Source organism: Chryseobacterium sp. FR054, assembly GCF_056844565.1.
The window spans coordinates 523619-546741 of record NZ_JBXDSA010000002.1 but is presented as its reverse complement, the minus strand read 5'-3'; the positions used below and the strand labels follow the sequence as shown (position 1 = coordinate 546741).

Here is a 23123-nt window from a genome sequence, read left to right as displayed (position 1 = left end):
TTTCACAATATCAAAAAGAAACCGCTCATTGCTGAACGGTTTTTATTTTTTAGTGAATATGTTTTTCTGCGTGGTAAGAACTTCTTACAAGAGGTGAACTCTCCACATGTCTGAAACCTAAGCTTCTTGCAAAATCCCCAAATTCATCAAATTCCTCCGGTGTAATGAATTTCTTTACAGGAAGATGCTTTTTGGTAGGCTGAAGATACTGCCCAAGTGTAATCACATCAACATTAGCATTTCTGATGTCTTCAATGGTCCGGAACACCTCATCTCTGGTTTCTCCCAAGCCAAGCATTACTCCTGTTTTGGTTCTTCTCTGTCCGGCTTCTTTCAGATACCTCAGTACTTCAAGGCTTCTTTCATATTTAGCCTGAATTCTCACTTCTCTCGTTAAACGTTTTACGGTTTCCATATTGTGGGAAATTACTTCCGGAGCCACCTCTACCAAACGGTCTATATGTTTGGTGATTCCCTGAAAATCAGGAATAAGGGTTTCCATAGTGGTTCCCGGAGAAATTCTTCTTACGGCATTCACGGTTTCCCCCCAAAGAATGGAACCCATATCTTTCAGATCATCACGGTCAACAGAAGTCAGAACCGCATGTTTAATTTTCATTAATTTAATAGAGCGGGCTACTTTTTCGGGTTCATCCCAATTTACGTCAAGCGGTTTTCCTGTTTTTACGCCACAGAACCCACAGCTCCGGGTACAGATATTCCCCAGAATCATAAAGGTTGCCGTACCTTCTCCCCAGCATTCTCCCATATTCGGACAGCTTCCGCTCTGGCATATGGTGTTTAGTTTATATTTGTCTACCAAAGTTCTGAGTTCTCTGTAATTTTTTCCGGTTGGAAGTTTTACACGGATCCACTTTGGTTTCTGAACGGTAGTATCCTGAGCTAAATTCTCCATTTATCTTTCAAATTGAGGTTCAAAGTTAGTGATTTTTTTATCGAAACAATCAAAGATACATATTGATGAAACATATAATTTAGTACTTTTAAAATTCAATATTTTCCTATGAAGGCCATATCTTGTTTTTTGTTCGTTGTTTTCGGCATATTTTGTTTTGCTCAAAAAGAATTTCAACCAAAGGGTTCGAAAATTAATGAAACAGTAGACGGTGATTTGGATGGGGACAAAATTGCAGAGAAAGTAATTGTTTATGATATTCCAATCAATGACGAATTAGGAGATGCCCGCGAAATACAAATACTAAAGAAAGTCAATAACAAATGGACAATTCTGGAGAAATCCCGAAAAGTGATCTTAGGAAGTAAAGACGGCGGAGTGATGGGTGATCCGTATATGGGTACAAAGATAAAAAACGGTATTTTAATGATAGAACATTACGGAGGAAGCAGCTGGAGATGGTCCGATACTGATAAATACAGGTTTCAGAACGGGCATTTTGAATTGATTGGAAATGTTTCAGAATCAGGAAGGATTTTCGAGTTTTGGGAAACAATAGATTTTAATTTATCTACAGGACAAATTATATATACAAAAGAAGTTGAAAATACCAAAGATCCGGAAAACGGTAAAAATGAAACAGAAAAATTTATAAAAAAAGGAGTAAAAGTTAATTTTCAAAACAGAAATATTACTGATCCTAAGCTTAGATTTAAGCTTCCGAAAACAAAGAAGGAAATTTATATTTAAAAATATTTAATCTTCTTCAAACTCATTATTCTTCAACAATTCCGCCAATACTTTTTTGGCACGCATCACACGAACTTTTGTATTGGCAACAGAAATCCCAAGTTCTTCAGCAATCTCCTTAATGCTTTTTTCTTCAAAGAACCTCAGCCTGATAATATCCTGATAATTGGCATCCAGAGATTCAATGGTTTTAATGATCTTCTTCTGTTCTTCATCGGAGATCATGAGCTCTTCGGGAGATTTTGCATACTGGTTTTTAACCTCATCAAGATTCTCGGTGGCATCCTGGTTTTCGCGGCTTCTCTTCCTCCAGAAATCGATGACGGTATTCTGGGCAATGGTAAGTATCCAGGTTTTAAACTGGAAATGAGGATCATACATATCCAGCTTCGACAGCACTTTTGAAAAAACATTCACCGTGATCTCATCTGCATCATTTTCATCTCTTACTTTCTTCATGACAAAAGAGAAGACATCCACCCAAAAAACATTAATGAGTCTGGTCTGGGCCTTCTGGTCTTTTTCTTTTGCCTTCTGGATAAGCAGGAATAGCTGTTCGTCGTTCATCATTAACAAATATAGCTTTTTAGCCCGGAACTGCAAAGAGCGGATTCCATTCGAAATTCACCATTTTATCATTTCCTATCATACTTATGAATTTATTATCTTTGCACCGTAAAATTTTAAACAGAAAATAGAGATGAATTCCTTTATAGAAGAATTAAAGTGGCGTGGTCTTTTTGCCGATATGATGCCGGGAACCGATGAACAACTGAATAAAGAGGTAACTACTGCATATATTGGTTTTGACCCGACTGCAGATTCTTTGCATATCGGAAGTCTTATCCAGATCAAAATACTGGCTCATTTTCAACAGCATGGGCACAAGCCTGTTGCATTGGTAGGCGGAGCTACGGGAATGATCGGAGATCCGTCCGGAAAGTCTGCCGAGAGAAACCTTCTGGATGAAGAGACCCTTCTTCATTATGTAGACTGTCTGAAAGGTCAGCTTTCAAGATTTCTGGATTTTGAAGGAAGCGGACCGAACAAAGCTGAACTGGTGAACAACTACGACTGGATGAAAAATATTTCCTTCCTGGATTTTGCCAAAAATGTAGGAAAGAATATCACCGTTAATTACATGATGGCTAAAGACTCTGTAAAGAAGAGATTTTCCGGTGAAGGGGGTGCCGACGGAATGAGCTTTACGGAATTTACTTATCAGCTGATCCAGGGCTACGATTTCCTTCACTTATATCAGAATAACAATGTAAAACTGCAGATGGGAGGATCTGACCAATGGGGAAATATCACCACGGGAACAGAACTGATCCGCAGAAAAGCCCAGGGAGAAGCATTTGCATTAACAGTTCCCCTGATCACCAAAGCGGATGGTTCTAAATTCGGAAAGTCTGAAAGCGGAGAAAATTACTGGCTGGATAAAAAGAAAACTTCCCCTTATAAATTCTACCAGTTCTGGCTGAACGCTACCGATGAAGATGCTGAAAGGTTCATTAAGTTCTATACTTTCTTAGGCAAAGAAGAGATCGAAGCTTTAATTGAAGAACACAAAACTGCAGCTCACGAAAGAAAACTTCAGAAAAAACTGGCGGAAGAAGTAACGGTATGGGTACACGGAAGAGAAGAATATGAAAAAGCACTTAAAGCTTCCGAAATTCTTTTCGGACGTTCAACCGCTGAAGATCTGGTAAGCCTTGACGAAGAAACCTTCCTTGAAGTTTTTGACGGTGTTCCGCAAAAGGAAATTGCAAAATCTGATGTTTTAGGAATAAATATTGTTGATCTTCTTTCTGAAAAATCAGGATTTCTGAAATCGAAAAGTGAAGCTCAGAGAGAAATTAAAGGAAATGCTATCTCTGTAAATAAACAGAAAATAAATGATACCTATACCGCCGGTGAAGCCGATCTTATCGACGGTAAATTCCTGTTGCTTCAAAAAGGTAAAAAAAGCTATTTTATTGTAAAAGTTCAGTAATACGCTTAACAAAATATGATGAAAAGACTGTGTACAACAGTCTTTTTTTGTTTTCTGTTCCTGTAAAAAGAAAACCACGGCATCAAACCGTGGCATTCATGAGAAAGTATCGCTTTTAAAGCTCCGTAATCATCACGGATCTGTATATAAAAAGATGAAAGACCTGTTATTTATGATTTTTTATCTGTTCCGAAACCTTTACAAAACTATCCGCGGGAGAAACATGTGGCAATCCTTAAAAAAATGTAATTTTTTCTACTGGTTTTTAGGTATTTTTAACAGATAGATTTTTAATTATATTCAGCCTTTAAATTCCGAACCGGACTAATTATGAATAGAATACTGTATCTTTTATGCTTTTTGAGCTGTTTCTCTGTACATGCACAGGAACTGTTCCCGCTTAATGAAAAAAAATATACAGACAGTCTTCGGCAGATCATCAGTGCGCCTGCGGATGGCATTTCCAAAACAGATGCTTATTTTATTTTGTCCGATTATTACAGAAATGCAGACAGCACATTAAGTAAAAAATATCTGGAAAACGGCAGAAGATCGGGAGAAAAAGACCCTTTTACCGCTGCCCGTTATTACTACTATGAAGGCCAGTATTATTTTGACAGGAATAAAGAGAAGGCTGCAGGCTCCTACCAAAAAGCAATACAGGCACTCTCAAAATTCAAAGGAAGAAAGTCTGATTTTTATAAGGCTTTATCATGGTACAGCTACGGAATTACCCGAAAAAATAAAGAAGGCTACCCTTACTGTATCAAAATAATGCTTGAAAATAGCATTCCGGCAGCCGAACCTTACGGAGACACCAAAATGCTTGGCTTTTTATACACTCAGCTGGCTCTCATGCTTACCTATAATGCGGAATTCGGAAAGGCAGACGGGTATAATATCAAAGCGATCGACATTCTTGAACAAAAAGCGCCTCACTCTGCTGAGCTCTTCTATGCCTATCTTGGCAGATCAGGAAATTACTGCTATCAGGCCAAAGGCAGTATTGGTAAAAAATTTCTGAATCAGGCGGAAAATATGATCCTTCCCTACCCGGAATCTTCAGCCAATGCTTCTTATTATTACAGCAAAGTTTTATATTTTATCTCTCAGCAGGAGCATGAAAAAGCACTGGAAGTCATAGAAAAAGGATTGTTTTATACTAAAAAATTCAATATGCAGCTGCTCATGCAGATGTTCTATTTCCAGAAGTACGATACCTACAAAAAACTGAAAAAATATAAAGAAGCGAAAAACCTGCTGGAAAATGTACTTGCCGAAAAAACTCTGGGTATGGATCTTAACAACAGGAAGACCATATACAGCCATTTGTCCAATCTCAATGAAATTATGGGAGACCCGGTTCAGGCTCTGGTGTGGGAAAGGAGATACTCAAAACTGAGCGACAGTTTACATACCGAAAACGTGAAACTGGAGATCAATAAACTGGAAGCAAAATTCAGCGCATCCGAAAAAGAGAAAAAAATAGCACTCCTCAACGCTGAGAAAAATCAGAAGCAGCTGGAGGTTAATAAAAAGAATTATTATCTGTGGGTGTTAAGTCTCGCCCTGTTATTTCTCATCAGTCTGCTTGCCTTTTTGTTTGTTATTTACCGGAACAATAAAAAGCTTTCCGAACAGAAGGAGATCAACCTTCAGCAGAAAATAGAAGATATTAAGCAGAAAGAAGAACTGGCTCTTACCAAAGCTATTCTTGAGGGGGAAGAGAGAGAACGAGAACGTGTTGCCAAAGATCTTCATGATGGACTGGGTGGAATGCTGGCGGGAGTAAAAATCAATCTGTCTGCATGGTCTTCGGCACACCTTGACCCCGAGCAGCAGCAGCATTTTTATAAAATTCTGAACCAGCTTGATCATTCTGTAAAGGAACTCAGGCATGTAGCCCGGAATCTGATGCCAGAATCTCTGTTTAACTTCGGACTGGAAACCGCTTTGAACGATCTGTGTGAATTCTACACCCGCACCGATCTTGAAATATGTTTTCAACCCATTAATATTGAAAAAAATATCCCCCTCAGCATTCAGCTCAATATTTACAGAATTGTACAGGAATTATTGGCCAATGCTGTAAAACATGCACAGGCCAGCAGTATTCTTCTTCAGTGTTCGCAATCCGGTGAAAATTTCCTGATCACTATTGAAGACAATGGAAAAGGATTTAAAAAAGATCTGAAAAACAATACCAAAAGCATGGGGCTCCGGAATCTCAGAAACCGCGTGAATTACCTGAAAGGAAAAATGGAAGTGAGCTCTGACAGCCAGGGAACAAATATCAACATAGAACTTAACATCAATGGAGAATAAAAGAATAAATATCGTTATTGCAGATGACCACCCCATCGTTATCGAGGGACTGAAAATGATGCTGAACAGCCAGCCTTTTTTTCATATCTCCGAAAGTTTTACTTCCGGCCTGGAGACCATCAGCTTCATCCGCTCCCATGAAGTGGATATCATTCTCCTTGATATTGCTCTGCCGGATGCCAACGGAACAGAACTTTGCCGGGAAATCAAGAAAATATCTCCTGAAACGGCTGTTATCATGTTCAGTAACAGGTCTGAGCGGAGTATCATCATGCAGTCTATACAGAACGGAGCCAGCGGATATCTGCTGAAGAACACTTCTATCGATGAACTGGTTGTATGTATCAGAGGAGCGCTTTCCGGAAATATCGTTTTCTGCAATGAGACGAAACAGATCATCAGCAGGCCTTCTTCAAATGATTTTCCGGTTCCGAGACTTACCAAAAGAGAGAAACAGATCCTACATATGGTGGCCCAGGGAAAGACGAGTGCCGTTATTGCAGAAGAACTTTTTTTAAGTCCGCTTACCGTAGATACCCACCGGAAAAATCTGTTGCAGAAGTTTCAGGCTAAAAATTCAACGGAGCTGATCAACCGGGCGGTACAGATGCATCTGATGGAGGAATAAAAAACAAAAAAACCGCTTCTCTGAAAGCGGTTTTTATATTTTATATAAGAATTAAAATTACAATTCCAGGAAGCTATAATCAATAGAAGCTACCATAGGACCTGCTCCTTTTTTCTTATCGGTTCTTACTATTTCTCCGTCTATCCAAAGATTGATGACCAATTCTGAATCCGGCTGTGGAAGGTCTGCTTTAGCATCAAGATTGAGCTGTGCCTGGCTTGAGTTTACAAAAAACTCACCGCTGGTCCAGGTAGTTCCCACTGGATCAAATATATCGGTTTTTACGGTTCCTACCTGTGTTACAATAGCCTTAATCACTCCGCCAGTAGTTGTTTTTACTTCAAACTGAACGACATGATCCTGAAATTCGTCATCATCATCCTTTTTACAGGAATTCACAACGGTAATTACAGAAAATAATAAAACGAATAAAAAAGAAAGTCTAAGTAAACTTTTTGATTTGTAAAATTGCTTCATTTCTCCAAATAGATTTTTTAATGTTTCAAATATAAGTTTTTTATTAATATAAAAATAACTTTTATGAAAATTTTCCAATAAAGATTTGCAAACAATATCAAATCGGCAAAACTGTAAATTTACCGCTGTACAGTGCCTGAAAGGTATGGAAAGGTAAAATCATGGATGATCCGGCCTGTGGAATAAAACCACGGTATTTGAAATCCGGAAAATATGATTTATTAGTTATATTTGCTGTATGAATTTAGATTATCTTGTAAGAGAACCGGAAAATATTACCTCTGCTACTCCTGTGCTTTTTATGCTTCATGGGTATGGCAGCAATGAGCAGGATCTTTTCAGTTTCAGGGAAACTCTTCCCTCCGACTGGCTTATTGTAAGTTTCAGAGCCCCAAGAGAGACACAGTTTGAAGGATATTCCTGGTATGATATTAATTTCAATGATCCGGAAAATTTTATAGATGTTGTTCAGGCCAGAGAGTCTCTGAACAGCGTTTTGGAAAGCATTCTTAAAATCATCAATCATTATGGGGCTACGGACAGTAAAGTTCATTTATGCGGATTCAGCCAGGGAGGTATATTATGTTATGCTCTGGCATTAACGAACCCTGAACTGTTCAGTTACGTAGCCTGCCTGAGCAGTTACCCGGAAGAAAAAATTCTGGACGGCATTGTGAAGGACAAAAAGAAGCTGGAAAGGCTCCGTTTTTTTGTATCACATGGTACTGATGATGCTGTAATCCCTCTTGAATGGGGAAGAAAGGCTGCTGATCTTCTTTATGACCTGAACTGTTATTTTACTTTCAGAGAATATATGAGCGGTCATGGCGTCAACCAGAAAAATTATATGGATCTGATGGATTTTTTCTCAAAATAAAACAAACTTCCATTAAATATTATTAATCAACACAGCCTTATCAATTGCTGTTTATATAAACATTCCTGCTTTTGGAATGTTTTTTTATTACAAATCGGGATAAATTCACTAAATTCAGTAAATGAAACTGAAGTTTTTTTTACTGGTATTATTTGCAAGCATTTTTATTCATGCCCAGAAAAATTCTTTTGAACTGATCAATGTGCCGAAAGCAGTTATTCCGTTTAAGCTTATTAATAATCTGATCTTTATTCCGGTGAATGTAAACGGGGCAGAGCTTACTTTTCTGCTGGATACCGGCGTTGCGGAGACGCTGCTCTTCAGCCTGGATAATAAAGAGCTTAAGCTGTCTAACGTCGAAAAGATGAAATTTTCAGGTCTTGGGGAAAACCTCAGTGTTGACGGTCTTAAATCTGACCGTAATCTTGCCAGAATTGGGGAACACCTTGTGAATACATCCATGATGCTGTATCTTATTATGGATGAGGAGTTCAATATTTCCTCCCATGTAGGAATCCCTGTGAATGGAGTTATCGGATATCATTTTTTCAAGAACCATCCTGTCTCAATAGATTATATATCAAAAAAAATAACCGTTTATCAGAATTCGGAGAGCGTAAAAAAGAAAGTCAGAAAGTATGAGGAACTCCCGATTACCATAGAACATGACAAGCCTTATCTGGCTGCTGATGTGGAAATGACCAATGAAAAGAAAAGTTCAAAATTGCTGATCGACCTGGGAAACAGCGATGCAATATGGCTCTTCCCCACTCTTATCAAAGATTTTGTGTACAACAGACCTAATATTGACGATTTTCTTGGCCGTGGTTTCAATGGGGATATATTTGGAAAAAGAAGCAGGATTCATTATTTTTATCTCGGAAAGTTTCAGTTTGAAAAACCTCTTACCGCTATGCCGGACGAATATTCCATTCAGCATGTAAAGCTGGTAGCAGACAGAAAAGGTTCCGTAGGGGGAGAGATCATGCGGCGCTTTACGAATGTGTTTGATTACTCCGCAGGCAAGCTTTATCTGAAAAAGAACAAAAACTTCAATGATTCTTTTCATTTCAATATGAGCGGACTGGATTTTAAACAGGATGGGCTGGAATGGCATGAAGACCGTGTAGCTATAAAACCTCAGGGAAATGTAGTCATGAGCAACGGAGTATATACGGAAAGTACGTTTCAGTATAAATTCAGTTTAAAACCCTTATTTTCGATCGCCGGTGTACGAAAGGACTCTCCCGGATACAAAGCCGGTCTAAAGAAAGATGACCGCATACTGAGCATTAACGGAAGAAAAACCGCTGATATGACCCTGGAAAAAATTATTGAGCTGATGAGATCTGATGAAGGGAGAAATATCAACATGGTTATTCAGCGGCAAGACCAGCAGATGACTTTAAGTTTTGTATTAGAAGATCCAATTCCCTATCAAGAGTAATATTTGAAATATGAAAACCGAAGAAACCACATTAGATAAAATAAGGACCCGCCCGAGATTCAAAATGTATACGCATCTTACCAAAGAAGAATATGCGGATAATCTGAAAAAATACCTTGCCGAACACAAAGATGAATTTTCCGGTAACGTTAACAAAGAAGTGGCCACCATCTATGTAGAGACGGAATATGACAGCTACTGGAAGCCTCGGCTTTCTTTAAGGGTGGAGATTGAAGAGGATCATACGGCAATACGGGGTGTTTTTGGCCCCAGCTCGGCAGTATGGACCTTTTTCATGTTCCTTTATTTTTCTTTTTCTATTCTATGGATGACTTTCTTCACGATGTATTATGTAGAAAAACAAATAAAAAGCGCCGAGTACCCCTGGGCACTCAGCGCTTCTTTTATAATGCTGTTCTGCATAATTCTTACGTATATCGCTGCAAGATTCGGACAGCATAAGGGTAAAGATGAAATGCTGAAACTCAGACGATTTGCTGAAGAATCTACTTTACAGTTTGAGAAAAAGATCAGTTAACGGGAAGCTCCTGCGGTTTTTCTGCCGGAGCAGCCATTGCTTTCGCCGTTTTGATAGAGTCGGCCACCCTTTCTCTGTTGTCCTGCTCTTTGATCATTTTTTCAACATTCGGCTCCAGGAGTCTGTTCATTTCTTCTACTGAAATATTGTTGGCATTCGGGTCTTCAAGAAGTTTTCTCCAGGGTTTTCTTCCTCCCCATTTATAATCTCCGAAAACCATTACCGGGGTTCCTTTTGCTTTTGTAGTAGCTCCTCCCGGATTCAGGATCCAGGTATCTGCATAAGAGTACAGCCACTGAGCATCTTTCATTAAGAGACGCAGACAGGAGTGTGATGCAGGATAGCCCGGCAGATCATACTGATGCCATCCGATTCCTCCGATATTGTGAATATTGAAATTGTAGGGAAGCTTCCATTCACTGCTGACTGTGGAAATGGAAAGTTTCTTTTTCCAGTTGGCAAAGGTAAGTCCTCTGGTCGTCTGGGCCGATTTTTTTCCCATACTTGTCGGACCCCATTTTACAAGGCTTCCATTGGAATATACTCCGTAAGCCTGGATAGGATATGAAAAGATGACAAATTTTTTCACGCCGCTTAATACGTCGAGCTGCATAGGAAACGGCGAATAAGTCATGAGGGTTGTATCTATTTTTGCCGGAACCACCAGAGTATCGGCATTCCATTTGTTTTTGGAATCAAGCCTGTTCAGGGCTAAGATCGCATAGCGTTCCCGTTCATTATATTTTTTGCTGAATTCTGCATAGACGGAATCTCTCAGCTTTTTATCTTTCGGAAGGACCAGTGCATTGTAAAAACCATTTTCCTGCATTGCCGGCGGCATGGATTCTTTTTTCACCACAGAATCCTTTTTTACAGAATCTTTTTCTGCAACAGGATTTTCGGATGAGGAAACGGTATCTTTAAAAGTATCGCTGATCTTTTCAATTTCTTTTTTACATGAAACCATCAATACAGCACAAAAACCGGCATATAAGAATGATTTTTTCACAGATATGTTTTTCATAAATAAAATAGGTCACTTAGTTTGGCTACCCAGTGCAAATATCAGACCTAAAATTGAATCAGAAAAGACATTCTGAAAAATACCGTAAAAAAACGGTATTCTGATCCTAATCTGTGTTACAGCAGTTTATTGGTTTTGGCGTATGCAAATGCTTCCGCAATGTTGTTTACCCCTATTTTTTCGAAGAGTTTTTTACGGTGGAACTTTACGGTATCTGCCGTAATAAATAATTTTCCGGCTATTTCGCTGATGGTCATTCCGCTGGTATACAGCCGTAAAATTTCATGTTCCCGCTCTGAAAGTTTTATTTTTTCTTCCTTATTCCACTGATCTGCCGCCGGATCATATTTCCATATTTCATCCGATCCTTCTTTGCTCAGCACAATGTTCCCGGATTCGGTACTGTTGGAAAGGGATACGAAACATAAAGCCTTCCATACCTGTCCGTTTTCAGCGAGAAACATGGGGGTAAGCTTGTGATTGACAAGGATTTCATTCTTTTTACCATTCATCAGGTGAAAATCGTAGGATATACTGTATTTTTTTCTATCAGAAACCGGGATTTTGTCGTAAAATTCAAATCCTGCCTTATTGATCTTTATCAAAAGTTCCACATCTTCCGGTCTTACGTGCTGAAAATAAAAGGCATATCCCAGCTCCTTTACTTCTTCAGAGGATTTTCCGCACAGGAACAGAGGATTATCGGAAACATACTCGAACGATTTAGTCTGGTAATTGATTACATATAGGCTTTGGTACGTAATTCTCGCAAATGCTCTTACTGCTTCCAGATAATCTCCGGACTGCGAAAAATCGATCTCAGCATCTCTGCTCAATTCATTGTTTTCATTAAAGAATCTTTTTATTTCGTCCATATATCCATGAGTATTAAAAAACGGCTACCCAAAAAGGTAGTATTTATTCCGGCAGTACAAATCTACACAAAAGTGTAGCTGTTATCAAAATGGTGTGATCTACATTTGCGAAAAATATATACAGTACTGTACACTTAAGAAAATGAAGAATATCTGTTCCTACTCACGGTTTATTTTATGTACAGCTGTACTTGTGATCCTGTTTTCTTCGTTTCAGATAACCAGGGGACGGCATATTTACCGTAATCACTGGATGATACCGGCTCACAAGGATTTAAAAATAAAGAATTCCTCAAAGGAAAGTCTGGAAACGGTTTTATACAATTCTTCCCAAACCGCTCCGCTTCAGTATGTCATCAATAACCATGAAATAAAGGAACTGCCTATTAACGATTCGGTCACCGTTAAAGTGAATTTCGCCCATGAAGTTTTTATCGTAAATAACTCAAACCATGAGAGTCAATTCAGACTGAAAATTTTAAATAACAGCGGCCGAATTAAAGCAGTCATCCGGGATCAGTCTAAAAAATAAATGCTAAACTGGTCAAAATTATCGATCTGATAATCTCTACTATTACTGTCTTACGGCAGTAATTTTTTTGGAAAATTACCTCAGAGGTGAAAGCTCAGGGCCAGACAAAATGTTCAGTATATCCGGGCCGGAGCCTGAAGATACTTCCCGCAAAGATTCTCATCTCAGACATGCCACAGTTTATTTTAAATCTTCGGCAGATCGGACATATTTTTATTCTGTGGTACCCGATCCGTTTTTATTCGTTCTCTTCTTTGGAAGAGTTCCATCTCAGGATTCCGTTTTTATCAAACCGGTAGGTATCTTTATGCCATGCGGCTCCTCCCCTGCATCCGGTTTCCAATAGTTTTTTTGCCTTATTTACCTTTACATCGCATAAACATGTACATTTTGAACGTGAATAATCCGGCTCTTTTAACCTGATGAAACGTTTTGTTTCAGGATGGTACAGATAAATGGTGTACATCCTGTAAACTCCCATTCCGGCATCCGGTACGGAAAATGCGACATCATCATATCCGTCAGAATTATAATCTTCTATAATGCTCTGCCGGGCGGCATCCGGATTTTCTATGGATAGAAGTTCCAGGTTATCTTTTTTGCCGTTACCATAATCAAAGGTAAGACGGTCATTGTAAAAGTGGTTGAAAGAAATCAATATGCCGTGTATGAGATACTGATCACTGCCGTCGTATTTTTCTGTTTTTTCATCTACGGGTTCCAGCTTAAATACCCTGCCATCTTTTTTCCGGGTATAGCTTACATCAAAAAAAGTATGTTTCATGAGGGAAAGGCGGTAGGTGCCATTCTCTTTTCCACCGATCATTTCATTCCATACATAATGGTCGGTATCCGGCTGCCCGTCGTCTCTTCCGCTGGTATCTCTTGTATAGCTTTTAACCTGTAAAGGAATAGTCCCTTTCTGCCCGGCATACCGTACAAAAGCTCCCTTACCTCCTGTTCCGTAATAGAATGTTATTCTGAATTCTTTAGCTTCGCCAACCGATTTAAAAGTAAAGGGCTGTGCATGAGCCGCAATTGCCAGCAGTATACTATATAAAAGGAAAAGTTTTTTCATAAGACAGGGTGTTCAAAACCTTTGATAAAAATATTATTTAAATAATACATTCAGCCTGAAATAATAAAATGTCCACAGGATCAGCCAGGGTACATCAAAAATCAGCAGAAGAAATACTCCCTGTTTATCAAAGCCTTCACCTGCCGTTAAAAAAAGGGAATACACCAATGGAATACAGGGAATCAGAAACCAGCAAAGGGCCGTATTTATTTTCCCCTGAAGCGGTTTTAAAAGCGATAAAAGACTGCTCAACGAAAAAACACTCAAAACTAATATCCAAAAGATAAGAAGAACATATCCTAAACCACTCATATCACACATTCTCCGGTAATCTTCAGGCCTTTTTGTGGCATCCAGATAGATGACCAGCAGAATGGCTGAAATAACCGTAGCCAGGAACCACGTCTTCAGGATCGACCGTAAAATGAACTTTCTTTTAGGCATTGGGCGTATGTATAGTACTAAAGTAGCAATAAACTATGGAATTAACAAAAATCATAACTTTCCTGATGAAGAATATAATCTTCCGGAAAAAGAATGCTATATAAACCAGCGTCCTGCTCTAAGTGTCCACAGATTTTGTTTATTAACTGACATAAGCCATGTGTACAGAACAGAGCCTAAAAAGTGAGAAAAAAGACCTGAAGCCAGTACAATTAAACATAAGACTGCCTTTTAATTATTTATATTTGTAAATAATCTACTCCATTTAGTAACCATGCAATTTAAACTGATTATTTTAATTTTAACCCTTTTTATATTTCCTGATTCTTTCGCACAAAAAGGAGCTGCCGACAGTTTACAAACAGTACTGAAAAAACATTCTGAAATTGATGATCAACGGGTAGATCTGTTAAACACAATAGCCGGCAAAATCAGCCGAACAGATCCGGCAAAAGCTATAAAATTGCTTAAAGAGTCGGAAGCACTTGCCGAAAAACTGCAATATAATAAAGGTAAAATGGATTGTTATTTACAATTGGGGCGGCTTTATAATGCAGATGAGCAGTACAAAACAGCAATACATTACGCAGCCCAGGGTTCCATAATAGCCAAAGATCTCAAGCTTACAGACTATAAAAGAGCATTCTTTCTTTTATTGGCGGAAATTCATTATGATAAAAATAACAGTATATATGAAAAGATTTCGGCAAAAGATTTTCAGACAGAAATAAAATATAAAGCTTTTTTAAAAGACAGTCTTCATCAATCTCGGGAAAAGGCAGGTTTTTTAAAAAAGGTAATAGAAAATCAGGAAAGTGAACTGCTGATATCCCGATTACTAATTTTCTTAGGTATTATTACCTTTTTAGGATTGATTCTCCTCGGAGTTTATATATCAACGGTCATAAAATCGAGGAAGATAAAAATGGAAAACAAACAGCTGCTTACTGAGCAGAAATTACGAAGATCACAGATGAATCCGCATTTTATTTTTAATTCCATACAAAATATCAGAAGCCTGATCAATGACAAAAAAGAAGAGAGGGCAGTAGATTACCTTAACAGATTTTCACAGCTTACACGCCAGATTCTTGAAAGCTCAGACGAAAATTACACTTCCCTGACAGAGGAAGTTGAACTGATAGAAAATTATATAAACCTACAACAACTTTTATATAATAAATCGTTTAACTATACGATTAAAGCGGAAGATGCAATAAATACGGATTCCATATTTTTACCCCCAATGCTTACACAGCCATTTATCGAGAATGCAATTAAGCATGGTTTAAACGGTAAGTCAGCAAACGGGCTGATTGAGATTAAATTCTATTTAAAAGACAGAAAATTATTTTTCGAAATTTCTGACAATGGATGCGGATTCAGTAACGATAAAAAAGCAACCCATCATAAATCTCTGGCAACGATGATCACCAAAGAACGTTTAGCTCATTATACAAAAAACCGGGATGTTATTTTACAGACCCAAAATATACTTGATCTTAATAAAAATATTATAGGAGCCAAAGTAATTTTTGAAATACCTTATATTTACGAAAACTAAACCATATGCTTCGAGCTATTGTAATTGACGATATTGAGTCGGTAAGAAAAGATAATATTGCTGTTATTGAGACCCATTGTTCCAATATTTCCATTATAGGACAGGCTGATTCCGTTGTTTCCGGCATAGATTTAATTAACCGGCTATCACCTGATCTTGTTTTCCTTGATGTAGAAATGCCGGATGGTAACGGATTCGACCTGCTTAAGAAACTAAAGGTCATTAATTTTAAAGTAATCTTTGTTACGGGGTATGAAGATTTTGCCATTAAAGCTTTTCGCTTTTCGGCCATTGATTATCTGCTAAAGCCTCTTAATCCCAATGATTTAAAAGAAGCTGTACAAAAAGCAGAAGAAGCCATCAACAAGGAAGTATTCGATGTAAAGCTTCAGAATTTATTTGCCAACCTTGAAAGACCTAAATATCTTCAGAAACTGATTTTGAAAACAGCCGACAGAATTTATTCGGTCAACATTCAGGATATTGTAAATTGTGAATCAGATAAAAACTATACAACTTTTTATTTTATCAATGCTCCAAGACTGGTTGTCTCTACAAATCTAAAAGAATATGAAATATTGTTGAAACCATATAATTTTTTCAGGTCACATCAATCTCATCTGATTAATATGGCCTATTTTGACCATTTTATCAGAACAGATGGCGGAAATACAATTATTATGAAAAATAAGACTGCAATACCGCTTTCTGTCCGCAAGAAAGAAGAATTTCTGGAATTGCTTGAAGACCTTTAAAACCTTGTTTCAATAAAAATAATTTTCATCAAAAAGCTGACGGAAAAATTTAATTAGAATATGATGCCGGCGTGACCATTCTTAATCGTTCTGGAAAAGCACCTTCAGATACTTTATTAAAAAATAATATGGAGACAATATGGGGGAAAATCATAACAAATTCTTCAGCTTTGCAAACGCCATCTGACCTTGCTGTTTTTTTATTGATTACTAATGAACATGAATACATAAAAAGCTTTTATGCAATACTTCAGAATAACTCAGGAAACCGATTTTGAAAGAATTGGCCATTATCCCCAGGTGAAAGAATTAAAAATAGGTTTTCATGAAGCAAGGGCCTCTCAATGGGGTAAAATTACAAGCTGGAAAACGGAGGATGACATACCGGATTTGAATAATTTTATTTTACATTCAAAATCTAAACTAACGGATAATTTATCCAGTAATTTTGTTATTGAAAGCAACGGATTATTCATAAGCCAAAAATGTAAAGAGGTTTTTAATCAATTCATTGTTAATGGTAGTTTTTATCCTTTAACTTTACATAAGCCTGATGAAAAGTATGAGTATAATTTCTTGTGGTATGAAATGGGTGGTAAAAGTACAATAAATTGTAAAGATTCAGATTTTATAGAGTTTAATACCATTGAAAAAGAATACGGAAAAACAATTAAAATATCTGATTTTGAAGACTATAAAATTAAATTCAGAAAATTATATACAGAAAAAGAAGATTGGGATATCATCCCAAAAACATTAAAATTCACAAGGTATTTCGATATTACTCCAGCTTTCAGAATAGGATTAATCTGCAGCGAAAAAGTAAAAAATGCCATTGAAAGCAATCAGCTTACAGGATTTGATTTCAGGTCTTTGGATGTAGAAATTTTGTTTGATTAAATCTTTGCTTTTCTTGCGTTAAGTCAAATAAATATGAATATAAAAGAAAAATCAGGTACAACTCAGAGGAGTAAAGGATAGAACATTTTCCTCTTCAGATTAACCCAGACTTTTTGCTTAGTCTCCAACTTTTGCGCCTGACCGATATAGCTTTGTTTATCAAATAGTTATAAACGAAAAAAAGTCGCTAAATTAGCGACTTTATACTTTTGCGATCCGGACGGGACTCGAACCCGCGACCTCCGCCGTGACAGGGCGGCATTCTAACCAGCTGAACTACCGGATCATTTTTTAAAGAACTCTCACCTCTGCAGATTTTATTAAAAAAACATCTCTTTGCGTGAAAAATTCTGATGCAAATATATCGAGTTTTTCCTATTCTACAATAAAAAATCAAATTAATTTTCTCGTTTCAGAGCTTATAATAAAAAAAACGCTGATTATCAGGGATAAAAAATTATAAGCTCTTTCACGGTATACTTAATGCTGTAAATATGGAATATTCCCACACTCCAGACGAATTTCACTCTATTCAGAATACCATCACTTATACCACCGTCTTTTTTGATTTGTGTAATAGAGGGAACCCGTAAATCTATTCTTTAATAAATTTGGAATGATAAGTGTTTTTATCCGTTATTAATTTTAAAATATAATTTCCGGATCTTAATACAGAGACATCTATCCTGTTATCTTTAAAGTCTGATCCAGTTTCTATTAATCTTCCTGACAGGTCGCAGATCTCTATTTTTTTAATTTTTTCCGGAGTTCTGAAATTAATGATATCCTTTACAGGATTCGGATAGATTTGGATTTTTGAACCCTGTACTTCCTGCGTGGCTAAAGAAGAATTACAGCCTGGATCATAGGTATCTCCAGCAATCTGCCAATTCTTTGTATTGATGAGATAGTTTCTTGCGGAAACGGCTTCATTGCTCGAGTAAACCATTGGCGTATTCCCGTTAAAAAGGATATTGCTGGGGGTATTGATATTATTTGCCCAGCCAATGAGTGTTTTATTATAATTGTTACAATCCATTCCGGAACCATACAGCATAAAATTGTTAATCAGCCCGCTGGTCGTGAGATTTTTCAAATTCCATTTTCCGAGATTCTGATTGAATTTATCAGCTGCTAAGAACATAGCGCCCATACCTCTGACATTGGTCGTATCCCAATTTTCAATATTCTGATTAAAAAGGATTGCAAAGCCAAACATACTGGTCATATCTGTAACGTTAGAAGTATTCCAATTACCGATGGGTTGATTGAATGAAAAAGCTTCATAAAACATAGAAGCCATATTCGTTACATTGGAAGTATTCCAGCTCCCAATAGGTTTGTCAAATCTGAGCGCGTGTAAAAACATATTATACATATTTCTTACTGACGAAGTATCCCAGCCCCCAATATCCCCGTTAAAAATAGTGTTGCTTTGAAACATCGATTCCATATTGGTCACTTTTGAAGTGTTCCAATTATTCAGAGATTGATTAAAAGAATTAGCCACTTCAAACATATGAGACATATTGGTTACATTCAACGTATTCCATTTTCCAATATTCTGGTTAAAAGCAAGTGCACCGCTAAACATATAAGACATGTCTGTAACTTTGGAGGTATCCCAATCGGTTATATCCTGATTAAAAATATTCGCAGAAAAAAACATGGTTGACATATTGGTTACATTTGATGTATTCCAGTTTGCAATTGATTCATTAAATAAATCGGCATTGTAAAAAGCCCAGGACATGTTGGTTACATTAGTTGTATCCCAATTATTTATTTGTGAATTAGCTCTCAGCCTCGTACATTGATAAAATAAACGGCTTAAGTCACATCCCGGCAGAAAAACAGGAGTATCTGTGGCCGTACAATCTAAATTGTCACAATGTGTAAACTGTATTTTTTTCCAATTAATATTACCCCATTGTACAATATCCAGTATTTTCTGTGTATCACCATAAGAACTTGTTGGTCCCTCACTCGTAATACCGTGGAAAACCATTTGTGAAAAATTACCGCTTCCGTTGCTGACCTTAACATAATAAGTAGCTTCAGAGGTGTTTGGATTAACAGGAGTCCCAAAATCCAGCAATACCGCATTTCCCACAGTAGATGTTACATGGTTCAATATTCCGTTATGAGAAGGAAAACCTGCTTCTTCCCAATAAATTGTATAATCAGTTCCCACTCCCGGAAAGTATACCTGACTATTAGTGGTGTGCTGCATCTGATTGCCAACCCACATAAGATAACTGGGATTATTGGGTTTCCAAAGAGTAATAAATTCATTTTGGGAAAAGCAATAAATAACGCAAAAAAGCGAAAATAATGTGTATATTTTTTTCATTTGTATTTTTTATAAAACTAAACAGGTCTGTCTAAACAAATTTAATAATTAAAATTCTATTTTTTTAAGAATTTTAAAAACCTTTTCTTCATTCTCTGTATAAAATTTGAGCAAATAATACCCTGATCATAATCCGGAAATATCAATTTGTAAAATGCTGATCCTTTTTTCATATGTCGACATCTGCTTACTTCAAAAAATAAATGCTGCGTGGCTTCCTCATTTATCCTCATAAATACACCTTTAACACAGCAGTAAGAGTATCACAACACTAAAAAAACAAACTGTTCTGCAATTAAGTTGTTTCAAATGATTGGTTCCATATCGAATTACTTTGTCAACTTTCTTTTTGATCAATATTCTATATTATAACTTTACGTTCCAGGATACAAACGAATCACATTCTTTTGCTTTTATCCTCAACACCCAAATCGTTGGCCGGTTAATATTTTTTGTAATTGGTAAAATCCTTTTTAGTAAAATGACAGTGGAAATTGGGATACATTTTCAATAGCTATAAACGAAAAAAAGTCACCAAATTGGTGACTTTTTATTGAGCGATCCGGACGGGACTCGAACCCGCGACCTCCGCCGTGACAGGGCGGCATTCTAACCAGCTGAACTACCGGATCAATTTTTTTTAAAAGAAATTGACAAAACTTCTGCGATCCGGACGGGACTCGAACCCGCGACCTCCGCCGTGACAGGGCGGCATTCTAACCAGCTGAACTACCGGATCAAATTTTGTTTTAAAAGTAAATTGAAAAACTTTTGCGATCCGGACGGGACTCGAACCCGCGACCTCCGCCGTGACAGGGCGGCATTCTAACCAGCTGAACTACCGGATCATTTTCATGTTGTTGTAAAGAACGTTGTTTCTTTTTTGTGATTGCAAAATTACAACTTTTTTTATTCCCTGCAAATTATTTCATAAAAAAAGCCTCCCAAAAACGGAAGGCATTCATTATCAAACTTATTTTTTTTATAAGTGCGCGCTTAATTTCTCAGCGATCACCTCTTTTGGTGTTACACCAACTAATTTATCAACCACTTCACCATTCTTAAAAATAAGAACTGTCGGGATATTTCTGATGCCATACTGCATAGAGATATCCTGGTTGTTGTCTACATCTACTTTTCCTACCACTGCTTTTCCTTCAAAATCTGCTGCTACCTCTTCGATGATTGGTCCCAGCGTTCTGCATGGTCCGCACCATACTGCCCAAAAGTCTACCAATACCGGCTTATCTGATTTTAAAACCGTTTCCTGAAATGAGCTGTCCGTAATTTCTAAAGCCATTTTTGTTTCTTTTATTTAAATTAATATTATTTCCTTTTCAACGCTTAATTGAATATTCAAAATTACACTTTTTAAGCCATAAGACTATCTATGCTCAATATTTGTTTTTTCAATAGCGTAATCTTTTGAAATTTCCTTTAAAGCCTCTGTAAGCGCATCAATCTCTTCTTTAGTCGTCATATGGCTGAAAGAAATACGTAACGGAGTACAGTGGTCCATTTCATCCTCAGAAAGCACCATCATCATCACCATAGAAGGTTTGGATGCTCCGGAAGAACAGGCACTGCCCTGGGATATCGCAATTCCTTTCATATCCAGCTGAAGCCCGATCAAAGGGTTTTTATAAGGAAGCAATGCACTTAAAACCGTATAGAGGCTGTTTTCCTTTTCAGCACTTCTTCCGTTGAATTTAATTCCCGGAATGGCAGCAGAAAGACTTTCTCTTGCATAATCTTTGATCTCCTGCATATGGGCAGTATATTCATCCATATGGTTAAGAGAAAGTTCCAGCGCTTTGCCGAGACCAACAATACCGCACACATTCTCGGTTCCGGCTCTTAAACTTCTTTCCTGAGGTCCTCCGGTAATGATTCCCTTCAATCCGCTTGATTTTCTGATAAAAGCAAACCCCACTCCTTTCGGACCATGGAACTTATGGGCACTGCAGGAAGCAAAATCCACCATAATATCGGAGAAATCAAGGTTCATGTGAGCCATAGTCTGCACCGTATCAGAATGGAACAAAGCATTATTTTCCCTGCACAGCTGTGCTATTTTTTTAATATCAGCAATATTTCCGATTTCGTTATTGGCATGCATTAAGCTCACCAGTGTTTTTTTATCGGAAGATTTCAGCAATTCTTCAAGTTTGTTAAGATCAATATCTCCTTTTTCATTAGGACGGATATAGTTTACCTCTACTCCCTTTCTGCTTTTCATATCAAGGATGCTCTCTGAAACACATTTATGTTCCAGCGGAGAACTGATGATCCTCTCTACTCCAAGATGCTCTACACTTGATTTGATGATCATATTGTTCGACTCTGTTCCGCAGGAGGTAAAGATGATCTCCGCAGGTGTTACGTGAAGATAATCCGCCACCTGTCTTCTCACGTTTTCGATAAGAATTTTGGCTTCCTGCCCGAAACTGTGGGTAGAAGAAGGGTTTCCGAAATTCATTTTCATGGTACCCACCATCGCATCGATTACTTCTTCGGAAAGAGGTGTCGTAGCAGCATTATCCAGGTATATTTTATTCATTTTTATTTTGAGTATTTTAATTCTACGGAAGTAAACTGATAATCAGACGGCACAGCAAAGATAAACCAGGGATTGGAAAGCACCTGAATCTCCATTTCTCCGGATTCCTGATAAGGAACCTCTACATACAGGACGTTGTCTTTTACAGAAACATTTTTAATGGCTGTCACGGTATGACTTCCTGATCTGAAACTTCCCAGATGGTACAGGATCACTTTTTTATCTTTCGGAAATGCAGGATATCCGGCCGACGGCTCTTTTCCCAATTCAGCAACAACAAGACCGGCGTTCATTCTGGTTGCTTTCCGGTATTCCTCCTCACTTTTAATCACTGAAAATCCAGGCCGGTCTGCACCACCCTGAGCTTCTGAAACCAGTAATTCTGCATTTTTCTGCATATCTGAAGACTTTTGAGACGGCGCTCCTGCACAGCTCATCAGGATTGCAGTCCATACAACAAGCAGTCTTTTCATTTTTACATTTTTACCTTCCAAAATTAATGAAAAAATTGGTAATGACCCTCATTTGCCCATTTAAGCATCTGACGGTCTCCGGAAGTATCGCCGAAAGCGATTATTTTATCGTATTTAGAATTGTTTATTTCTGCTTTTATCCTCACCAGTTTTTCTTTTCCGTTGCAGTTTTTGCCGATGAAATTTCCTGTAAAAACCCCGTTTTTAAACTCTGCACGGGTAGAAACGAGCTGCATGTTGAGTTCTTCGGCGAAAGGTTTCACCCAGATGTCCAGGGAAGCCGTTACCAATAAACTCTGTGTATTATTCCTATCGATATTTTTAATAAAGTCAAGGGCATTTTCCCTTACAATTTTAGGATAATGCTGTTCAAAAAACTGTTTAGACTTCATTTCAATCTTTTCCCGGGTCTGACCTTTAAGAATAGAACCGATAAAGCTTTTTTTCACTTTCTCAGTTTCTGCCAGCTTCAGTTTCAGCAGGATGAAGAGCGGAACATGTCTTAGAAACTGTATGCGGAATTTGGTGGAATCGTAGAATTTAAGATACATAAACATGGTATCCTTATACGTCAGGGTTCCGTCAAAATCAAAACAATACAATTTTCTCAT

General features: G+C 37.6%; 23 protein-coding genes and 4 tRNA genes. 11 read left to right on the top strand and 16 right to left on the bottom strand.

From position 1 onward, the window contains the following. Nucleotides 1-49: 49 nt before the first annotated feature. Nucleotides 50-916 carry a lipoyl synthase gene (gene lipA / locus AC106S_RS09910; RefSeq protein WP_482438906.1) on the bottom strand — a complete coding sequence of 289 codons (867 nt, stop codon included), beginning with the start codon at nt 914-916 and terminating at the stop codon, nt 50-52. Between the two features lie 216 nt (nt 917-1132). Here lipA and AC106S_RS09905 point away from each other — a divergent pair, with 216 nt between their 5' ends. After that, complete coding sequence (locus AC106S_RS09905; RefSeq protein WP_482438905.1) at nt 1133-1666, top strand: hypothetical protein; 534 nt, start codon at nt 1133-1135, stop codon at nt 1664-1666. A 6-nt stretch (nt 1667-1672) separates the two neighbouring features. Here AC106S_RS09905 and AC106S_RS09900 read toward each other — a convergent pair whose 3' ends face one another. Next, the gene (locus AC106S_RS09900; protein WP_482439574.1) at nt 1673-2233 is read right to left on the bottom strand and encodes an RNA polymerase sigma factor; all 561 of its coding nucleotides are present in this window, start codon (nt 2231-2233) and stop codon (nt 1673-1675) included. Between the two features lie 133 nt (nt 2234-2366). Here AC106S_RS09900 and tyrS point away from each other — a divergent pair, with 133 nt between their 5' ends. The 3 genes from tyrS (at nt 2367) to AC106S_RS09885 (ending at nt 6615) form a co-directional block, all read left to right on the top strand. Next, nucleotides 2367-3662: a tyrosine--tRNA ligase gene (gene tyrS, locus AC106S_RS09895; protein WP_482438904.1), complete on the top strand. Its 1296-nt coding sequence runs from the start codon at nt 2367-2369 to the stop codon at nt 3660-3662. A gap of 330 nt (nt 3663-3992) precedes the next feature. After that, on the top strand, nt 3993-5987 hold the full coding sequence (locus AC106S_RS09890) for a sensor histidine kinase (protein WP_482438903.1): 1995 nt from the start codon (nt 3993-3995) through the stop codon (nt 5985-5987). Beyond that, on the top strand, nt 5977-6615 hold the full coding sequence (locus tag AC106S_RS09885; RefSeq protein WP_482438902.1) for a response regulator: 639 nt from the start codon (nt 5977-5979) through the stop codon (nt 6613-6615). Before AC106S_RS09890 ends, AC106S_RS09885 begins: the two co-directional genes overlap by 11 nt. A gap of 57 nt (nt 6616-6672) precedes the next feature. Here the strand turns inward: AC106S_RS09885 and AC106S_RS09880 are convergent, their stop codons facing one another. Then, nucleotides 6673-7092 carry a hypothetical protein gene (locus AC106S_RS09880; protein ID WP_482438901.1) on the bottom strand — a complete coding sequence of 140 codons (420 nt, stop codon included), beginning with the start codon at nt 7090-7092 and terminating at the stop codon, nt 6673-6675. A gap of 238 nt (nt 7093-7330) precedes the next feature. On the opposite strand from AC106S_RS09880, the gene AC106S_RS09875 reads away from it, so the two are divergent. The 3 genes from AC106S_RS09875 to AC106S_RS09865 all read left to right on the top strand — a co-directional run bounded on the left by AC106S_RS09875 (nt 7331) and on the right by AC106S_RS09865 (nt 9954). Beyond that, the gene (locus tag AC106S_RS09875) at nt 7331-7969 is read left to right on the top strand and encodes an alpha/beta hydrolase (protein WP_482438900.1); all 639 of its coding nucleotides are present in this window, start codon (nt 7331-7333) and stop codon (nt 7967-7969) included. Nucleotides 7970-8090: 121 nt separating this feature from the next. Further along, a complete protein-coding gene (locus AC106S_RS09870; RefSeq protein ID WP_482438899.1) occupies nt 8091-9416 on the top strand; it encodes a PDZ domain-containing protein in 1326 nt (441 codons plus the stop codon). A 10-nt stretch (nt 9417-9426) separates the two neighbouring features. Continuing rightward, nucleotides 9427-9954, top strand: a complete 528-nt coding sequence (locus AC106S_RS09865) for a hypothetical protein (protein WP_482438898.1) — start codon at nt 9427-9429, stop codon at nt 9952-9954. Here AC106S_RS09865 and AC106S_RS09860 read toward each other — a convergent pair. Continuing rightward, complete coding sequence (locus tag AC106S_RS09860) at nt 9947-10963, bottom strand: L,D-transpeptidase (protein WP_482438897.1); 1017 nt, start codon at nt 10961-10963, stop codon at nt 9947-9949. The two genes, AC106S_RS09865 and AC106S_RS09860, sit on opposite strands and share 8 nt — an antisense overlap. 131 nt (nt 10964-11094) lie before the next feature. Further along, nucleotides 11095-11853: a response regulator transcription factor gene (locus AC106S_RS09855; protein WP_482438896.1), complete on the bottom strand. Its 759-nt coding sequence runs from the start codon at nt 11851-11853 to the stop codon at nt 11095-11097. Nucleotides 11854-11995: 142 nt separating this feature from the next. On the opposite strand from AC106S_RS09855, the gene AC106S_RS09850 reads away from it, so the two are divergent. Beyond that, complete coding sequence (locus tag AC106S_RS09850; RefSeq protein ID WP_482438895.1) at nt 11996-12385, top strand: hypothetical protein; 390 nt, start codon at nt 11996-11998, stop codon at nt 12383-12385. A gap of 238 nt (nt 12386-12623) precedes the next feature. Here AC106S_RS09850 and AC106S_RS09845 read toward each other — a convergent pair whose 3' ends face one another. Together AC106S_RS09845 and AC106S_RS09840 are read right to left on the bottom strand one after the other, a co-directional pair. Next, nucleotides 12624-13463 carry an XAC2610-related protein gene (locus AC106S_RS09845; protein WP_482438894.1) on the bottom strand — a complete coding sequence of 280 codons (840 nt, stop codon included), beginning with the start codon at nt 13461-13463 and terminating at the stop codon, nt 12624-12626. A gap of 33 nt (nt 13464-13496) precedes the next feature. Further along, complete coding sequence (locus AC106S_RS09840; protein WP_482438893.1) at nt 13497-13907, bottom strand: hypothetical protein; 411 nt, start codon at nt 13905-13907, stop codon at nt 13497-13499. A gap of 517 nt (nt 13908-14424) precedes the next feature. Here AC106S_RS09840 and AC106S_RS09835 point away from each other — a divergent pair. The 3 genes from AC106S_RS09835 to AC106S_RS09825 all read left to right on the top strand — a co-directional run bounded on the left by AC106S_RS09835 (nt 14425) and on the right by AC106S_RS09825 (nt 17126). After that, nucleotides 14425-15471 carry a sensor histidine kinase gene (locus AC106S_RS09835; RefSeq protein WP_482438892.1) on the top strand — a complete coding sequence of 349 codons (1047 nt, stop codon included), beginning with the start codon at nt 14425-14427 and terminating at the stop codon, nt 15469-15471. Between the two features lie 5 nt (nt 15472-15476). Continuing rightward, entirely contained in the window at nt 15477-16226 is a 750-nt protein-coding gene (locus tag AC106S_RS09830; RefSeq protein WP_482438891.1) for a LytR/AlgR family response regulator transcription factor, read from the top strand. 240 nt (nt 16227-16466) lie between these two features. Further along, entirely contained in the window at nt 16467-17126 is a 660-nt protein-coding gene (locus AC106S_RS09825) for a hypothetical protein (protein WP_482438890.1), read from the top strand. A gap of 212 nt (nt 17127-17338) precedes the next feature. On the opposite strand, the gene AC106S_RS09820 is transcribed toward AC106S_RS09825, so the two are convergent. The 9 genes from AC106S_RS09820 to AC106S_RS09780 all read right to left on the bottom strand — a co-directional run bounded on the left by AC106S_RS09820 (nt 17339) and on the right by AC106S_RS09780 (nt 23123). Then, nucleotides 17339-17412, bottom strand: a tRNA-Asp gene (locus AC106S_RS09820). 309 nt (nt 17413-17721) lie between these two features. Next, nucleotides 17722-19479 carry a BspA family leucine-rich repeat surface protein gene (locus AC106S_RS09815; protein WP_482438889.1) on the bottom strand — a complete coding sequence of 586 codons (1758 nt, stop codon included), beginning with the start codon at nt 19477-19479 and terminating at the stop codon, nt 17722-17724. Nucleotides 19480-20037: 558 nt separating this feature from the next. After that, nucleotides 20038-20111 (bottom strand) — tRNA-Asp (locus tag AC106S_RS09810). 33 nt (nt 20112-20144) lie between these two features. Further along, nucleotides 20145-20218: transfer RNA gene (locus AC106S_RS09805), tRNA-Asp, on the bottom strand. A 35-nt stretch (nt 20219-20253) separates the two neighbouring features. Next, nucleotides 20254-20327: transfer RNA gene (locus tag AC106S_RS09800), tRNA-Asp, on the bottom strand. A 134-nt stretch (nt 20328-20461) separates the two neighbouring features. Beyond that, nucleotides 20462-20779, bottom strand: coding sequence for a thioredoxin (gene trxA / locus AC106S_RS09795; protein WP_482438888.1), 318 nt, complete (start codon nt 20777-20779; stop codon nt 20462-20464). A gap of 84 nt (nt 20780-20863) precedes the next feature. Then, nucleotides 20864-22039 carry a cysteine desulfurase family protein gene (locus AC106S_RS09790; protein WP_482438887.1) on the bottom strand — a complete coding sequence of 392 codons (1176 nt, stop codon included), beginning with the start codon at nt 22037-22039 and terminating at the stop codon, nt 20864-20866. A gap of 2 nt (nt 22040-22041) precedes the next feature. Then, nucleotides 22042-22512 (bottom strand): hypothetical protein, encoded by a 471-nt coding sequence (locus tag AC106S_RS09785; RefSeq protein WP_482438886.1) that lies wholly within the window; start codon nt 22510-22512, stop codon nt 22042-22044. Between the two features lie 23 nt (nt 22513-22535). Continuing rightward, nucleotides 22536-23123, bottom strand: coding sequence for an HAD family hydrolase (locus AC106S_RS09780; protein WP_482438885.1), 588 nt, complete (start codon nt 23121-23123; stop codon nt 22536-22538).

Bases quoted from the DNA above. Each gene is read 5' to 3' on its own strand.
- lipA (WP_482438906.1), bottom strand. From the start codon at position 916: ATGGAGAATTTAGCTCAGGATACTACCGTTCAGAAACCAAAGTGGATC.
- AC106S_RS09900 (WP_482439574.1), bottom strand. From the start codon at position 2,233: ATGAACGACGAACAGCTATTCCTGCTTATCCAGAAGGCAAAAGAAAAA.
- tyrS (WP_482438904.1), top strand. From the start codon at position 2,367: ATGAATTCCTTTATAGAAGAATTAAAGTGGCGTGGTCTTTTTGCCGAT.
- AC106S_RS09890 (WP_482438903.1), top strand. From the start codon at position 3,993: ATGAATAGAATACTGTATCTTTTATGCTTTTTGAGCTGTTTCTCTGTA.
- AC106S_RS09885 (WP_482438902.1), top strand. From the start codon at position 5,977: ATGGAGAATAAAAGAATAAATATCGTTATTGCAGATGACCACCCCATC.
- AC106S_RS09880 (WP_482438901.1), bottom strand. From the start codon at position 7,092: ATGAAGCAATTTTACAAATCAAAAAGTTTACTTAGACTTTCTTTTTTA.
- AC106S_RS09875 (WP_482438900.1), top strand. From the start codon at position 7,331: ATGAATTTAGATTATCTTGTAAGAGAACCGGAAAATATTACCTCTGCT.
- AC106S_RS09870 (WP_482438899.1), top strand. From the start codon at position 8,091: ATGAAACTGAAGTTTTTTTTACTGGTATTATTTGCAAGCATTTTTATT.
- AC106S_RS09865 (WP_482438898.1), top strand. From the start codon at position 9,427: ATGAAAACCGAAGAAACCACATTAGATAAAATAAGGACCCGCCCGAGA.
- AC106S_RS09855 (WP_482438896.1), bottom strand. From the start codon at position 11,853: ATGGACGAAATAAAAAGATTCTTTAATGAAAACAATGAATTGAGCAGA.
- AC106S_RS09850 (WP_482438895.1), top strand. From the start codon at position 11,996: ATGAAGAATATCTGTTCCTACTCACGGTTTATTTTATGTACAGCTGTA.
- AC106S_RS09845 (WP_482438894.1), bottom strand. From the start codon at position 13,463: ATGAAAAAACTTTTCCTTTTATATAGTATACTGCTGGCAATTGCGGCT.
- AC106S_RS09840 (WP_482438893.1), bottom strand. From the start codon at position 13,907: ATGCCTAAAAGAAAGTTCATTTTACGGTCGATCCTGAAGACGTGGTTC.
- AC106S_RS09835 (WP_482438892.1), top strand. From the start codon at position 14,425: ATGGATTGTTATTTACAATTGGGGCGGCTTTATAATGCAGATGAGCAG.
- AC106S_RS09830 (WP_482438891.1), top strand. From the start codon at position 15,477: ATGCTTCGAGCTATTGTAATTGACGATATTGAGTCGGTAAGAAAAGAT.
- AC106S_RS09825 (WP_482438890.1), top strand. From the start codon at position 16,467: ATGCAATACTTCAGAATAACTCAGGAAACCGATTTTGAAAGAATTGGC.
- AC106S_RS09815 (WP_482438889.1), bottom strand. From the start codon at position 19,479: ATGAAAAAAATATACACATTATTTTCGCTTTTTTGCGTTATTTATTGC.
- trxA (WP_482438888.1), bottom strand. From the start codon at position 20,779: ATGGCTTTAGAAATTACGGACAGCTCATTTCAGGAAACGGTTTTAAAA.
- AC106S_RS09790 (WP_482438887.1), bottom strand. From the start codon at position 22,039: ATGAATAAAATATACCTGGATAATGCTGCTACGACACCTCTTTCCGAA.
- AC106S_RS09785 (WP_482438886.1), bottom strand. From the start codon at position 22,512: ATGAAAAGACTGCTTGTTGTATGGACTGCAATCCTGATGAGCTGTGCA.
- AC106S_RS09780 (WP_482438885.1), bottom strand. From the start codon at position 23,123: ATGAGAAAATTGTATTGTTTTGATTTTGACGGAACCCTGACGTATAAG.